Source organism: Frischella sp. Ac48, from assembly GCF_019641635.1.
In the GTDB taxonomy this organism is placed as follows: Bacteria; Pseudomonadota; Gammaproteobacteria; order Enterobacterales; family Orbaceae; genus Frischella; species Frischella japonica.
Genome location: NZ_JAETXP010000009.1, coordinates 378,977 through 394,570, shown reverse-complemented (window position 1 = coordinate 394,570; position 15,594 = coordinate 378,977). Strand labels below are relative to the sequence as shown.

At 34.2% G+C, this 15,594-nt stretch carries 16 protein-coding genes; 6 read left to right on the top strand and 10 right to left on the bottom strand.

The annotated features are described in order from the left end of the window. The first annotated feature begins 119 nt into the window (after window positions 1-119). Entirely contained in the window at window positions 120-1,853 is a 1,734-nt protein-coding gene (locus JMI89_RS06560; RefSeq protein ID WP_220679615.1) for a Lon protease family protein, read from the top strand. A gap of 74 nt (window positions 1,854-1,927) precedes the next feature. Then, entirely contained in the window at window positions 1,928-2,449 is a 522-nt protein-coding gene (fabA, locus tag JMI89_RS06555) for a bifunctional 3-hydroxydecanoyl-ACP dehydratase/trans-2-decenoyl-ACP isomerase (RefSeq protein WP_187754732.1), read from the top strand. A gap of 80 nt (window positions 2,450-2,529) precedes the next feature. Here fabA and JMI89_RS06550 read toward each other — a convergent pair whose 3' ends face one another. From JMI89_RS06550 to creB, 7 genes are all read right to left on the bottom strand, one after another. Continuing rightward, on the bottom strand, window positions 2,530-2,898 hold the full coding sequence (locus JMI89_RS06550; RefSeq protein ID WP_220679614.1) for a RidA family protein: 369 nt from the start codon (window positions 2,896-2,898) through the stop codon (window positions 2,530-2,532). 221 nt (window positions 2,899-3,119) lie between these two features. Next, window positions 3,120-3,860 (bottom strand): UDP-2,3-diacylglucosamine diphosphatase, encoded by a 741-nt coding sequence (locus JMI89_RS06545; protein WP_220679613.1) that lies wholly within the window; start codon window positions 3,858-3,860, stop codon window positions 3,120-3,122. A 16-nt stretch (window positions 3,861-3,876) separates the two neighbouring features. Next, window positions 3,877-4,368 (bottom strand): peptidylprolyl isomerase B, encoded by a 492-nt coding sequence (gene ppiB / locus JMI89_RS06540; protein WP_220679612.1) that lies wholly within the window; start codon window positions 4,366-4,368, stop codon window positions 3,877-3,879. 70 nt (window positions 4,369-4,438) lie between these two features. After that, entirely contained in the window at window positions 4,439-5,290 is an 852-nt protein-coding gene (gene folD / locus JMI89_RS06535) for a bifunctional methylenetetrahydrofolate dehydrogenase/methenyltetrahydrofolate cyclohydrolase FolD (RefSeq protein WP_220679611.1), read from the bottom strand. A gap of 157 nt (window positions 5,291-5,447) precedes the next feature. Continuing rightward, window positions 5,448-6,143: a hypothetical protein gene (locus JMI89_RS06530; RefSeq protein WP_220679610.1), complete on the bottom strand. Its 696-nt coding sequence runs from the start codon at window positions 6,141-6,143 to the stop codon at window positions 5,448-5,450. 11 nt (window positions 6,144-6,154) lie between these two features. Beyond that, complete coding sequence (creC, locus tag JMI89_RS06525; protein WP_220679609.1) at window positions 6,155-7,618, bottom strand: two-component system sensor histidine kinase CreC; 1,464 nt, start codon at window positions 7,616-7,618, stop codon at window positions 6,155-6,157. Window positions 7,619-7,628: 10 nt separating this feature from the next. Next, window positions 7,629-8,315 carry a two-component system response regulator CreB gene (creB, locus tag JMI89_RS06520; RefSeq protein WP_187754725.1) on the bottom strand — a complete coding sequence of 229 codons (687 nt, stop codon included), beginning with the start codon at window positions 8,313-8,315 and terminating at the stop codon, window positions 7,629-7,631. Between the two features lie 221 nt (window positions 8,316-8,536). Between creB and galE the strand changes: the two genes are divergently transcribed. Together galE and JMI89_RS06510 are read left to right on the top strand one after the other, a co-directional pair. After that, entirely contained in the window at window positions 8,537-9,553 is a 1,017-nt protein-coding gene (galE, locus tag JMI89_RS06515; RefSeq protein ID WP_187754724.1) for a UDP-glucose 4-epimerase GalE, read from the top strand. A gap of 119 nt (window positions 9,554-9,672) precedes the next feature. After that, window positions 9,673-10,260: a nucleoside triphosphate pyrophosphatase gene (locus tag JMI89_RS06510; protein WP_187754723.1), complete on the top strand. Its 588-nt coding sequence runs from the start codon at window positions 9,673-9,675 to the stop codon at window positions 10,258-10,260. Window positions 10,261-10,447: 187 nt separating this feature from the next. On the opposite strand, the gene JMI89_RS06505 is transcribed toward JMI89_RS06510, so the two are convergent. After that, the gene (locus JMI89_RS06505; protein ID WP_187754842.1) at window positions 10,448-11,440 is read right to left on the bottom strand and encodes a 2-hydroxyacid dehydrogenase; all 993 of its coding nucleotides are present in this window, start codon (window positions 11,438-11,440) and stop codon (window positions 10,448-10,450) included. Between the two features lie 316 nt (window positions 11,441-11,756). Here JMI89_RS06505 and JMI89_RS06500 point away from each other — a divergent pair, with 316 nt between their 5' ends. Both JMI89_RS06500 and JMI89_RS06495 read left to right on the top strand, forming a co-directional pair. Beyond that, window positions 11,757-13,007: an AmpG family muropeptide MFS transporter gene (locus JMI89_RS06500; RefSeq protein WP_187754722.1), complete on the top strand. Its 1,251-nt coding sequence runs from the start codon at window positions 11,757-11,759 to the stop codon at window positions 13,005-13,007. Window positions 13,008-13,021: 14 nt separating this feature from the next. Next, window positions 13,022-13,672, top strand: a complete 651-nt coding sequence (locus JMI89_RS06495; protein ID WP_187754721.1) for an NAD(P)H-dependent oxidoreductase — start codon at window positions 13,022-13,024, stop codon at window positions 13,670-13,672. Between the two features lie 69 nt (window positions 13,673-13,741). On the opposite strand, the gene JMI89_RS06490 is transcribed toward JMI89_RS06495, so the two are convergent. Together JMI89_RS06490 and JMI89_RS06485 are read right to left on the bottom strand one after the other, a co-directional pair. Continuing rightward, entirely contained in the window at window positions 13,742-13,930 is a 189-nt protein-coding gene (locus JMI89_RS06490; RefSeq protein WP_187754720.1) for a hypothetical protein, read from the bottom strand. Window positions 13,931-14,610: 680 nt separating this feature from the next. Continuing rightward, window positions 14,611-15,516, bottom strand: coding sequence for a DMT family transporter (locus JMI89_RS06485; protein ID WP_187754719.1), 906 nt, complete (start codon window positions 15,514-15,516; stop codon window positions 14,611-14,613). Between the last annotated feature and the right edge of the window lie 78 nt (window positions 15,517-15,594).

Genomic DNA, 15,594 nt, shown 5'->3' with positions numbered 1-15,594 from the left:
TTTAATCCTTTTTCCTGAAAGGTAACAATTAATTATAGATAAAATTATTGTGTAATTTATTACAAACTGTTGCTATTCGAGTATAATTAAAAAATAATTTATTTTTAAGATGATAAAAATTGACTATTACCACATTACCTTGGCAAGCAATTACGCCAAATGTTGAAGAACTTATTGCTATATTAAATAAACGCGATCGTGAAGCTGATCTTTTAACACTGCAACCGCGAATTAAATCAACGCTATCGTTGCTATGTCCAAAAGTCAGAAAACCTTATCACCCACGTTTTATGTTATTAAAAGCACCTGACAGCCATTTACTTGGTTCACTACTTCAACGAAATATTATATTAAATACACCGATCAATCAGGGTGGATTTGCCTACTATAGCCAAGATAATAAAATGACATTATCTAAAGCTAAAAGCCCTCAAGATAATTTTGCTGCAACTGATAGCTGTATATTTTCCATCAGCGTAGAAAGTGAAAGATTATTCGGCTGTGTCAGACAACCCGAAGACAATCGCTTTAAATTACAACCAGGCATCGTACATAAAGCTAATGGTGGAATATTAATTTTAAGTTTACGATCATTAATGGCACAAGCCAATATTTGGCAAAAACTCAAACATATGGTTATCAATGAAGAATTTAATTGGATTTCCACTGATGATGCTAATCCCTTACCGATTAGTATTCCACCTATGCCATTAGATCTTCGTATTATATTACTAGGTGATCGACTAAGTATGGCTGAATTACAAGATTACGATCCCGAGTTTTATAATTCAGCATTATATTGTGAGTTCGAAAATGAAGTAGCTATAAATACTGATGAAACTATTCAACATTGGGCTGGCTATGTTAAATCAATTGCTCAATTTCAAAAATTACCAAGTATAAAAAACACAGCTTTTGCTGAATTAGTCAAAAATGGCATAAAATACACTGAAGATCAAAACTATCTGCCACTCATCCCTGATTGGATTAATACACAATTAGTTAATGCTGCTCAAGAAAATGACCTATATATCGATGATAATGCTATAAGAAAAGCAACCGAACGTAAAAACTGGCATGAAAATTATTTACTACTTCGATTAAGAGAGGCTATTTTAAATAAACAGATTTTAATTAACACCCATGATCAGATTGTAGGCCAAATTAATGGATTATCTGTAATTGAGTACCCAGGTTATCCAAAGGCAATTGGCGAACCTACACGTATAAGCTGTCTTATCCATAACGGTGATGGTGAAATCAATGATATTGAACGTAAAAATGACCTTGCAGGAAATATTCACTCAAAAGGGATGATGATAATGCACTCATTCATTACCGCCCAGTTTGCCCTAACGCACCCCTTTCCTTTTTCTGCGTCATTAGTTTTTGAACAATCCTATAATGAAGTTGATGGTGATAGTGCTTCGTTAGCAGGATTATCGGTGATTATTAGCGCTTTATCTGGCCAACCGATTGATCAACAACTCGCAGTTACTGGATCTGTTGATCAATTTGGTCATGTACAAGCCATTGGTGGGGTTAATGAAAAAATTGAGGGGTTCTTTGCTATCTGTCAGCATCAAGGTTTAACAGGTCAGCAAGGTGTGATTATTCCTGCCGCTAATCAGTACCATTTATGCTTAAGCGATGAAATAGTTACCGCTGTTAAAAATCAGCAATTCCATATTTGGGCCGTAGAAAACATAGCTGATGCATTATTTTTATTAACCGGTATTCCTTATAAAGATGATAAAGCAATCAGCCTTTATAAATTAATTAAAGCCCGTATTGAGGCTATCACTAATGGTGATAAGCGTTCGTCTCGTTGGTTTGATAAATGGCGTAAATAGCATTGCAAAAGCATTTAATTAAGCTTACACTTGTAAGCTAATTTTTTATGACTTCAAATAATAAAAGGCTTTATATGACTTTTGAAAAAAAATCATCCTATACCAAAGAAGATTTAATTAAATCAGGTGATAATCAACTATTTGGTCATGATGGTCCGCCATTACCATCCGATCAAATGCTCATGATGGACCGTGTAATTGAAATGAATGAACATGGTGGTAAACATAATAAAGGGTATGTTGAGGCAGAACTTGATATTAATCCTGATCTATGGTTTTTTAAATGTCATTTTAAAAATGATCCGGTTATGCCTGGTTGCTTAGGACTTGATGCCATGTGGCAATTAGTAGGTTTCTATTTAGGTTGGTTAGGTGGCAAAGGAAAAGGCCGAGCATTAGGTGTCGGCGAAGTTAAATTTGCCGGACAAGTATTACCAACAGCTAAAAAAGTAACTTATAAAATCCATTTTAAACGCGTGATTAATCGCAAATTAATCATGGGAATTGCCGATGGTGAAGTATTTGTCGATGGTAAATTAATTTATCAAGCAACTGATCTAAAAGTTGGGTTATTCCAAGATACTACTTCATTTTAGACTAGTTCTTTACCATAGTGGGTATAAAAGCAAACCCACTATGTATTATTGGCTATCATTTGCTAATGCTATTGCTGATATCATATTTGTTTACTCATATTGTTCTTTAACCCCGCTATAATTTTAATTTCGACCTTATAATCATCATGCATTAAATTAGCTTGCACAGTACATCGCACCGGTGCTCTTCCTTTCACAACCCATTCTTTCCACGCTTGATTCATGGCTGGCAAATCAGCTTTATCAACAATAAAAATTGTTGCATCAAGAATAAGATTTTTATCACTACCTACCCGTACTAACATCTTATCAATTTCAGTCAAGGCACTTTGCGTCTGGATGTAAGCATCATCCACTAAATTTATCGGTACACTGGTATAATATACAATACCATTGTAGATAACAGCTTCTGACCAACATTCCATCGGATCGATATATTCTATTGTCATCGTATTTCCTTATCTTTTATATTAAATTGCTTGTATTTCAATCATTCATCAATAGATAAAACATTTTTTGCTTGGCTAATTCTATTACTTATACTTTGTTTATTAAGAATAATATATTACCATTATCCCTTTAATAAAAAACATGACCAAAAACAACCTAATCAAAAATCAAATGATTATATAATCACAACAAATCGTAAAGCTTTTATTATTAAGGATGTCTACGCTGGTGGGTCAATATCTATTGGTAATTGAAAAAATTCAAGCGTTTCTTCTGCGCTTTGGTGAATATAGTTGATACCATCATGCCATGCTCCCAATACCATTCGTTTCACTTCTTTCGCATTTACGTTAAAAATATGAATTGCCGGTTTATGGGTGTGACCATGAATCATCATATCAGCTTGATACTGTTGTATCATTTCTACTACAGCTTGCTGATTAACATCCATGATGCGTTCAGATTTTCGATAATTATGCTGTTGGCTTTCACCTCGTAATTTAGTGGCGATTTTACGGCGCAAAAATAACGGAAGAGATAAAAACAGTTTCTGCAACCAGCGATTATGCATTTTCTTGCGAAATTTCTGATAATCTTGATCATCAGTACATAATAAATCGCCATGTAAAATTAATAATTTTGATTGCTGATTATTAATCAAATTAATATCTGGCAGAAGTTGCATTTGACAAGCTTGCGCAAACCTTTGTGCCAGCAAAAAATCACGATTACCATGTACAAAATAGACAGTAACGTTACGTTGTCTAAGGTGACAGAGTGCTGAAGCAATTTGCTGATGAAGTGGGGTCAATTCATCATCACCGATCCAATAATCAAATAAATCACCTAAAATATATAATTCACTATAAGCAGGTAAACTATCAATAAATTGTAAAAAGCCTGTAGTAATTACAGGCTCATTATCATTAAGATGAATATCGGCAATAAAAAAGCGTTGCATTACGAATATATTGCCTTTACTCAACCGTAACACGTTCAATGATAATGTCTTCTACCGGAACATCAGCATGCATACCATGGCGACCCGTTTTGACGGTTTTAATTTGATCGACCACATCCATACCATCAACAACTTTAGCAAACACACAATAACCATAGCCATTAGCATCCGCTGAACGGAAATTCAAATAATCATTATCCACCACATTGATAAAAAATTGCGCAGTGGCTGAATGAGGATCCATTGTCCGTGCCATTGCTAACGTACCACGTTGATTGGTCAAACCATTATTAGCTTCATTCTTTATTGCTGCTTTAGTGCGTTTTTGTTTCATACCAGGTTCAAAACCACCACCTTGAATCATAAAATTATTTATGACTCGATGAAAAATTGTATTGTTATAAAATCCATCCTGACAATATTCAATAAAATTTTTCACTGTTTCCGGTGCTTTATCGGCAAAAGTTTCAATTTTAATATCACCTTTATTGGTATGAAATATAATCATATAATGTTCCTTAATTACTTATCTTAATCTGCTTGCTGTGGCAGAAATCACTTCATGTTACTTATTTACTTTAAATGCCAAATTTTTCACAGGCTTGTAAGGTATTTTCTAATAATGTTGCCACTGTCATTGGTCCAACCCCTCCAGGTACGGGAGTAATAAATCCAGCGCGTTCGACAGCTTCACTAAATTCAACATCACCAACTATTTTACCATTATCCAAACGATTAATGCCAACATCTATCACAATCGCACCCGGTTTTATCCAATCACCCTTAACGAAATTAGCGATCCCAACTCCAGCAATTACAATATCTGCTCGGCGAACATGATCTGCTAAATCTTTAGTCCGACTATGGGTAATGGTGGTTGTACAACCTAACAGCAACAATTCTAATGCCATTGGTCTACCGACAATACTCGAAGCACCAACTACCACCGCATTAAGCCCAGACAAGTTAATACCCGTTGATTGAAGCATTGTGACAATACCATAAGGTGTACATGGTCTTAAAATTGGTTCTCGTTGTAATAAACGGCCTATGTTAAATGGATGAAAACCATCAACATCCTTTTTCGGATTGATTTGCTCAAGTACGCGTGTTTTATCAATATTATCAGGTAAAGGTAATTGAACTAAAATACCATCAACATCAGCTTGATGATTTAATTGATCAATGAGATTGAGTAATTCTTCGGTTGTTGATTCGGCAAATTCATAAGCAAATGAACGAAAACCGACTTCATCACATGCTTTTTGTTTATTTTGAACGTAGATCCTTGATGCCGGATTGGTACCAACCTGAATAACCGCTAATCCCGGTGCTCGTAAACCGTGTTGTTTACGATTTGCTACTTGTATAGCAATGTTTGCTCTAATTTGTTGAGACAATAACTTCCCATCGATGATTTTAGCACTCATTCGCTTTTAAACTCCCCGATATAGTTCTTAAATTATAAAACGCCAATCATTTAACTTGATTGAATCTTAACATGTCAATAATCGTTTTATTGTAACACGAAATAATGCCCAACATGAGTGCATGCAGCTACAAAAGTTAACGATATCATCATACTATTTAATATTGACCGAGTTGTAAAATCAATTGATTATATTGGTGATCAATTTGAGTGATAAGTTCACAGATTTGCGCATCAAATTGTTTCAGTTTAACTTTTTGCTCTTTCCATTCATTTTTAGCTATTGTTTTCACCGTTGAAAAATTTTTAAAAACATCAAAATGTAAAACACTATTACCCACTATTTTATAGAATCTTTTTTTCCCAATCGCTTCACCATCTTTTTTTAAAGTGTTAAATGGTTGATAATAAAAATAGGTTACACCATCGCGGGTAATAATTGTATTTTGTAATAACTGCTTTACTTCAAAATATAAACCGTCTAAATTTTCTGCTAACTCACTTTTATTGCCTAATTGCTCGCGAATTGCAGTTTTAAAAGCACTACGAACATTATCTAAATTTTGTTGTGATTGATATGCAAAATCGGGTAACTGTTGGCGAAGAAAAGCATGCAAATTTTTGGCTTGTTGTTGCACATTATTTCCGACTTTGAGTGGAGATCCATTCATATTAATCATACCATTAGCATCAATAATAATGTTTTGCATATCATTAACCAAGTGTGCTGAATTGTCGCTCACAACAATATCAAAAGCTGGCTTGATTGGACACTCTTTAGTTTTAGCATGAATGCTATTTGTCATTGACATAAGTAGTATTGATAAATTTAATAATAGTAATTGTTTTAACATAAAACATCCATTCAGTGAATTTTTAAAATTAACGTTGCAATGGCACCTTGCTCATTAACACGATTATTCAGCATAATATTACCATTATGTAGCAATGCAACTTCTTTAACAAAAGCTAAACCTAGCCCACTACTTTTACCTTTATTCGGTCTTGGTAATGAATAAAACCGTTCATAAACATGTTCTAAAGCAAAATCAGGTATACCAATACCTGAATCAATCACTTTAATAGAATAATAACCATCAATAATCTCAGTATCGACCCTAATTGTACCACCACTAGGGGTAAAATCTAATGCATTGCTTAATAAATTCGATAATGCTTGAATTAAAAGAAATTTATCACCTTTTAATTTAATTACTACATTATGCTCAATAATTAAATTGACACCTTGTAATTGTGCATCTGCCATTTTACTCGATATCACGTCTTGAATAAGATTTTGCATTTGAATCGTTTGAAAATTTACACCTACACGACTTTCTAATCGAGCTAACTGTAACATTCGTTCAATCAAAATATTCATCCGCTCTGTTTGTTGTTCAATATTTGATAGAAAACGTTGCTGAGTGTGTCTAACTTCTTCGATATTTCTGGAAGTGTCCAGTTCTTTTTTAGTCGTATCCTGTAGAATTTCCGTTGCCGCCCGAATCGATGATAATGGGCTCTTAATTTCATGCGCTAAGGTATGAACATATTTTTCAATATAATCTTTGCCATCCAATTTTAAACGCATGACTTCTAAAGCATGACCTAACATACTCAGTTCAGGCGAACTAAACTTAGGCAGATTAACCACTTCATGGTTGGATACTCGTTGGGCATAATCGACTAACTTTTTGATTGAACGATTAATCCACCAGATAATAAAAATACCAATTAATAATGCTGCAATAATCAATATAACACCACCAATAAGTATTCTTTTTTCCCCTTTAATGATAATACTGGACATACTTTGGTTAGGTTTTGCTACCGTTAAAACACCGACTAATTGACCATCAATTTTTATAGGTGCTGCAACATACATTATCGATGTTGTAGGATCCTCAGGTTTTTCGCGGGTTGTTCTAGCACCATATTTTCCACGCAACGTTAAATACACATCATTCCAACGAGAATAATCTTTACCTTCATCACGTTTATCAGAATCAAATATAACTATCCCGTTAATGTCAGTAATGTAAACCCGATAAGCCATTTTACTCTTAATAACCCCATCAATATTGATATTAAAAGGTAACTCATTAATATGTTCAAACGCACTACCTAAATGACTTTTTTTTATTTGATTAATGGAAGAAAGTTCTTGCGAAACAATGGAAGCTAATAATGTTGCGGTATCAATTAATAGACCTTCAGTAGCACGCCTAACTGTGGGTTTAACCTCTTTAACAAAAATGGTAAATACTAAATAACAAGCCAAAATAGCAACTAAAACATAGCCAAAAAGTAACTGCAAACCAATACGCATGAATCGTACCTTAATCAATTTTTAATGAATAACCCAAGCCATGGTGAGTTTGAATGGGTTGCTCGTCGGCGGAGTATACCATCGTTAATTTTTGTCTAATTGTTTTTATATGAGTATCAACAGTACGTTCCATAGAAGATAAATTATCCTGCCAAACAATATCCAGCAATTGTTTTCGGGAAAAAATTCGGTTAGGGGCTTTAATCATTGTTTTTAATAATGAATATTCATAACGGGTTAAAGAAAGTCTTTCATTATAATAATAAATAACCGAACCTTCTTCGTTTAACATAAATGGTCCTAAGGCAATATTGGCTATCGGAGGGGATTGCTTATGAAATCGACGCAATACCGTTTTAATTCGAGCTAAAACTTCTCTTAATGAAAAGGGTTTGACAATATAATCATCAGCGCCGATCTCAAGACCAATAATTCGATCTATCTCATCATCACGAGCAGTGAGGAAAATAATTGGGATATCATATTTTAATAAAACTTGTTTGGCTAATTCAAAACCAATAATATCAGGAAGTCCCACATCAAGGATCATTAAATTAGGTTGACTCGTACTCAATGCCTTTAGCATAAGCTCGCCTCTTTCAAACCATCGTACTTGATAGTGATTTTTTTCCAACATATAGATTAAAGAATCGGCAATATACGCTTCGTCTTCAACTAACCAAATACTTAACATCATTTTGTTTTTTTTATTTTAATAAAATTTTAACATAATTATATCGTAAACTGAGCAATTTAATAGTTTAAGTTATCCATTTTATTGAGTTTATTAATTTAATTTTGAAAGCAATATTAAATTAGCGACTTAAAGTTAATAGCCAAAATCATAAAGCAATAATACTATATTTCAAGCTAAACTCACGTTATACTAAAACAATATCAACTAATTAATAAAATACTATGAACATACTGGTAACGGGTGGTTTAGGTTATATTGGCAGTCATACCTGCGTTAAGCTAATTGAGGCAGGTTTTACGCCTATCATCATTGATAATTTATATAATAGTAAAAAAAGTGTCTTAAATCGTATTGAACAATTAACCAATCAACAACCCATTTTTTATTATGGGGATGTCTGTGATAAAGAATTTTTAGCTTCAGTGTTTGCAAAGCATCAAATTGCCGCCGTCATCCATTTTGCTGGTCTTAAGGCTGTCGGCGAATCTGTTGTTAAACCATTAACATATTATGAAAAAAATGTTTATGGTTCGATCTGTTTAGCACAAGTTATGCAAGAATATCAGGTATATAATCTTATTTTTAGTTCTTCAGCAACCGTCTACGGTGAAAAAAATCCAACACCTTATTTGGAAACATTTCCGACTGGAAATATCACCAATCCATACGGTTGGAGTAAATATATGGTAGAGCAGATTTATCAAGATTTTGCTCATGCTTCACCCCAATGGAGCATAACATTATTACGCTATTTTAATCCAGTAGGCGCCCACCCTTCTGGATTAATGGGTGAAGATCCACAAGGTATCCCGAATAATTTGATGCCTTATATCGCCCAAGTTGCTATTGGTAAGCGAGATAAATTATCTATTTATGGTAATGATTATCCCACTCAAGATGGTACGGGAGTAAGAGACTATATTCATGTAGAAGATTTAGCAGCAGGCCACGTTGTTGCCTTAAACAAAATGAATCAATCGGGCGTCCATATCTATAATTTAGGTGCTGGAATCGGCAGTAGTGTCTTCGATGTATTACACGCCTATGAAAAAGCTTGTGGTAAAAAATTAAGCTATCAAATTGTTGAACGGCGTGCGGGTGATATTGCTGCCTTTTGGGCAGATGCAAGCAAAGCAGAAAAAGAATTAAATTGGCGCACCCAATATAATCTACAAGACATGGCAAATGATAGCTGGAATTGGCAATCTAAAAATCCCAATGGCTATCCGGATGAATAAAAACTGAGCACATAATATTATCAATAAATGACGAGGTAGCGCATGTTCTACCTCGTTCAAAGTTAATTTTCACCTGCAATACTGTTTAAACTCAATTTGAAATTTATTATTTATTGACTATGACAAACATTATATTAGCTTCCACCTCCGCATCACGTAAAAAAATCTTGAAAAAATTAGCACTACCTTTCACATGTATTGCACCTACATGTGATGAAACACCCTTAGCACAAGAATCTGCTATAGATCTAGTATTAAGATTATCGCAAATTAAAGCCCAGTCCATTGCTAAAAAATATCCTGATGCGATTGTGATCGGTTCCGATCAAGTGGGTCTGTTAGACAGCAAAATTATTGGTAAACCGTATACTCGTGAGAAAGCTATTGCACAACTACTTGCCAGTAGTGGTAAAACTGTTAATTTCTATACCGGATTAAGCGTCATTCATCTTGCTAGCCAACAGAATATTACCACTTACGAACCCTTTAACGTCACTTTTCGACAATTATCTCTGGCGGAAATCACGGCTTATGTCGATAAAGATCAACCCTTTCAGTGTGCCGGAAGTTTTAAATGTGATGAACTAGGAATTACGCTTTTTGAAAAACTTGATGGTAACGATCTTAATGCTCTCGTTGGCTTGCCTTTAATTCAACTCAATCAAATTATGATTAGGATGGGCTTTAATCCTCTATTAATCAAATAATTTCTTTATTCGCCATAGCGTGTTTTAAATCGCATAAAAAAAGCTAATCTTTTTGCGAACAACATTTCTGGCTTAATGTGTAACAAAAATCAAAGAAATAGCTACCACCGTTTCTTTAACTTTTCATGTATTACGATTGAAGTATACACTATTTCTTTAACAATCGTTATCACATTAGCTAATAAGCTTATTTCTTAACAATATTCTGGCAAGGTTTATTCTCATAAACAGCTTGAATATTAGCTAACGTGGTTTCAGAGATATTTAGCAATGCTTCTTGGGTTAAAAACGCCTGATGACCTGTAAAAATTACATTATGACAAGATGATAAACGACGAAATACATCATCTTGAATCACATCATTGGATTTATCTTCAAAGAATAGATCACGTTCATTTTCATAAACATCCATTCCTAACGCACCAATCTTAGCTTGTTTTAATGCATCAATGGCTGCGGTTGCATCCAATAGACCGCCACGACTGGTATTAATAATCATTACACCCTTTTTCATTTTATTAAATGATTCAGCATTTAGTAGATGATAATTCTCCGGTGACATTGGACAGTGTAAAGTGATTACATCTGATTTCGCATACAGATCATCCAAACTGACATATTGTGCACCTAATTCCACAGCCGTATCACTTGGATAAGGGTCATAAGCCAATATTGTCATACCAAATCCTTTTAGGATACGGATCATAGCTAAACCAATTTTACCTGTTCCAATCACACCAGCAGTACGGTTATGCATATTAAAACCGGTTAAACCATCTAAAGAAAAGTTTGCATCACGCGTCCGTTGATAGGCTTTATGAGTACGACGATTAAGCGTCATCATTAACGCAACAGCATGTTCTGCCACTGCTTCTGGGGAGTAAGCCGGCACTCGTACAACCGTAATCCCTAATTTTGCAGCTTCATCCAGATCAACATTATCAAAGCCAGCACAACGTAACGCTAGGATCTTTACTCCGATTGACGATAATTCTCGCAGCGCTTTTTTATCAGCTTCATCATTAACAAATATACAAACCGCATCAAAACCTTTCGCAGTAACCGCTGTTTTACAACTAAATTTATGTTCATAATATTCAAGATCGAAACCAAAACTCTGATTAGCTAACTCTAAATGTTCACGGTCATAATGTTTACTACTAAAAACCGCGATTTTCAATTTATCTTTCATAAAACCTTACTCCTTATAAGGGCTTAAGCACTAAATTTTATTAATTATTAGCATAATCCGTAATAAAGATAAAGCAATAACAGCTATCGTTAATAACTTAGCGAACGGTGGAAATTCACTGTAACATCCTTAGTAATCCCATCATTTTAGATTAAAAACTAGCAGATTTAACTCCTACATAATCGAGTTGTTCTCTTCTTGCTTTAATAAGTAACGACTTTTAAAACAGATTTTAGAAAAATGAAATATCATGCTATGATGACCAAAATTTTTTAATCCGCGAAATAGAAATACTGTATCATTAATGAATTATTCCAAGCCCTCATCGTTTTTCAATAAAAAATTTTTATTGTGTATTTACACGGGATTTTGTTCTGGGCTACCACTTTATTTTATTTTACAATTAATTCCGGCTTGGCTACGTATTAATCAAGTTGATTTAAAAACCATTGGATTTATTGCCCTAACACAGCTCCCATATACATTAAAATTTTTATGGTCACCACTGCTAGACAAAATATCACCTTTCGCTCTAGGGTATCGAAAAGGTTGGTTATTGGTTACGCAGATTGGTCTATTATTAATTTTGCCGGCTTTTGGAATATTTAATCCAAATGCTGAAATCAATATCATTATTTCATTGAGTTTAATTACTGCATTTTTATCAGCAACACAAGATATTGCCGTTGATGCATATCGACGAGAAATTCTTACTGATGAACAACTTGGTTTTGGTAACAGCATTCACACCAATGCTTACCGTATTGCGGGACTAATACCGGGTGGTTTATCATTAATTATTGCCAAATTCCTACCATGGTCTGAGGTCTATCTTTTCACTGCTGCGTTTATGATACCGGTCATCATTATCACACTATTTATTAAAGAACCGATTCATCATTTTAAAAAGCAGCAACAAAAATCATTATTTAAACATGCAATTCAAGATTTCTTTGATCGTAATACTTTACAATATAGTATCTTGATAATCTTATTTATCATTTGGTATAAACTAGGCGACAACCTAGCCACTGCATTAGCATCACCTTTCTATGTAGATATGAATTTTGATACGTTGCAAATTGGTACTATCACCAAAAATGCAGGTTTATGGCCGAGTCTTTTCGGTGCTTTTGCTGGCGGTATATTGATTGCTAAATTAGGATTGAATCGGGCATTATGGATTTCCGGTTTAGTACAAATGCTATCGATATTAGGTTTTGTATGGCTGAGTAGTAAAGGTCCATTTGCTACGATTGGCATTTATGAACTAACGATGCTCGCAATGGTTATCAGCTTTGAATCAATCGGCGTCGGAATGGGTAGTGCTGCATTGGTTACCTATATTTCTAAGAATACCAATCCGCAATTTACCGCCACGCAATTTGCATTATTGACAGGCCTTACGGCTATACCCAGAACATTTATCAATGCAACATCTGGCATATTGTCTGAAGGCCTAGGTTGGACTAACTATTTCTGGTTATGCTTTATTTTAGCATTCCCTGGAATGGTTTTATTACTTAAAGTCGCACCGTGGAACATAGAAAAATAATTTTTGGAGAGTATATGGATAAATTAACTCAGGCCTTTCATTTTCGCCATGCTTGTAAACTATTTGATGAAACAAAAAAAATACCATCAGATGATTTGAATTACATCCTTGAGGCAGGAAGAACATCACCATCATCATTTGGTTTAGAGCCTTGGCATTTCGTTGTAGTTAAAGATGATTTGCTTAAAGCGGAACTAAAATTAGCATGCTTTAACCAAGAGCAGGTTACCAGCTGCTCACATCTAGTAATTGTTTTACACCGCAAAGCAGGACAGTTCACCATGCAAAGTGAATATCTGCGCCAAACAGAACAGAGAAGCTTAACAAGTGATGCGACAAGTTATGATTTAGATGTTGCTTGCCAATATTTTATTAATTATGCCAACTTTTTATTAGCACAGGGAACCAATCTAGATCATTGGTCTGAAATGCAAGGATACATCGCCAGTGCAAATATGTTAACCGCAGCAGCATATCAAGGCATTGATTCTTGTACTATTGGAGGTTTCGAGCCAGATAAAGTTATTCAAATACTCGAAAAAGCCACACCTCAGTTTAGTCGCAACAATTTTGGTATTACACTATGTTTAGCATTTGGTTATCGCAAAAATCCACAGCCAAAACAAATACGCTGGTCCATGGACGATATTACCACGTTTTTATAAAAAAAGGCCCGCAAAAAAGCGGGCTAATAAGGGATTGAAGGATAAATGAAAAAATTCGTTCACTAAAAACTAACGCAATGAACGATAAAGATTCTCAGCATCATCAGATGCTGAATCCATGATAAACGATACCCCTGATAAAATATCAATAACTTGTAAATCATCAGAGCTATCACGTGCAGAATCTAAAATCTGCTGTGCCCAATTAATCTTACGCAAAACAGATTCGAGCTTTTCCTTAGTGAAATTTTCTTTCATAAGTACACATCTCCTCAATAGAAACAAACACAAACCGATTAACGGTTCGAGGTTATTATGAAGGTAATTATTTGTTTTTCAAGGGAAAAACATATTTTAACAATTTTTTTACAAAAAACATATTATTTAAAAACCAAAAATACAAAAAATTAATAGTCAGCATTAGGGAAATACAATTTTCGAGATAAATATCCACTCACTGCAACGTTAAACTTTGTGAAACAGGGAGCTAAATAAATCACCGCACAACTTGTTTGCCCTTTTTAATTAAAGGGAAAATATATCACTAAATGTGCTCAGGCGATCTAAAGTTTTTAAACGAAAACCCCAGTTCCTGCCTACTGCTGCGTAGCGTAGAATTAGTCGTTATTTTTATTTATTTAAATATATTATTGAATAATTTTATATTTATTAACTTTGATTGGCACTTTACAAAGGGCTGATGACTTTCCAAGGTTATATGTCACACATGAATGTGTGACATACCTGTGCTTTGCCAGCAGCAAATTATGCGCGATACATTAAAATTTGACAAAGACGGAAGGTCCAACGGCGTCCTTAATGCTAGCAATAAGCATCGCGGAATCAGCAGTGTTAGATTCTGGCACAACAAAAATTTTAAATATTACATTTTCACAATTTATGTCCAAAACAATCGTCACAATTTAACAAACAAGGTTCTATTTTAATTTTTTAGCTACAAATAAATTCGAAGCAACAATTGCGATTAATATGATCAAAACACCTAACCACTGGCTGGCATTGACTGATTCGTTTAAATAAAAATAAGAAGCCAATACCGCAACTGGTAATTCGACCGCAGTTAATATTGCACTGACCGAAATACCGACTTTAGGGATCCCAATTGCAAATAAAAACGGCGGGATCACGGTGCCTAATAATGCGAGTAATAAACCCCATTGATATAGTTTTTCATCCCAAGCAAATTGCAATAAAAATATAGGTGGAAAAATAATAAATCCTAAAATACATGCTCCGGTAATCATCAAAGCACTCTTTTTTAGCGTAGGCAAGTCAACACCCACTCGGTTACTGGTAATAATGAATAAAGTATAAGTAATCGCAGCTAAAAAACCGAATATATATCCTTTTATGTTAAGAGTTATATTTTGATTAAATATACCAGCCGCAAAGATACTACCACCAATAATCATTACCACGGCAATGATTTGTGGTAATGAGGGTTTATTTCTGAAGCGTAGATAATCCACAATTACACTTATCCATAAATATTGCATTAATAGGATAATAGCAATTGATGCAGGAACCAATTGAACACACTGATAATAGAAAATGGCGACTAAACATGGAAAAATGCCCGCTAAACAGACTTGCCAATTTTTGGTTGTTTGCTGCTTTACAGTCAATGCTAAAGATGAATGTCTAAAAAATTTATAAACAATGTATAAAATCCATAACATTAACATACCAAATAAATTTTGAACACCGGTTACTTGACCTAATGTATAACCAGCTTTGTAGGCGGTCTTAACGATTGATGATAATACTCCAAAACTACATGCACCTAAAAAAACAAGTGCACCGCCCCAAAAACGTTGTTTCATACTTTATACCTACTATTTAAACTATTTTTACCGGATTAACCGCTAAAAAATCAATTCAATTATGATGCTAATTAAAAA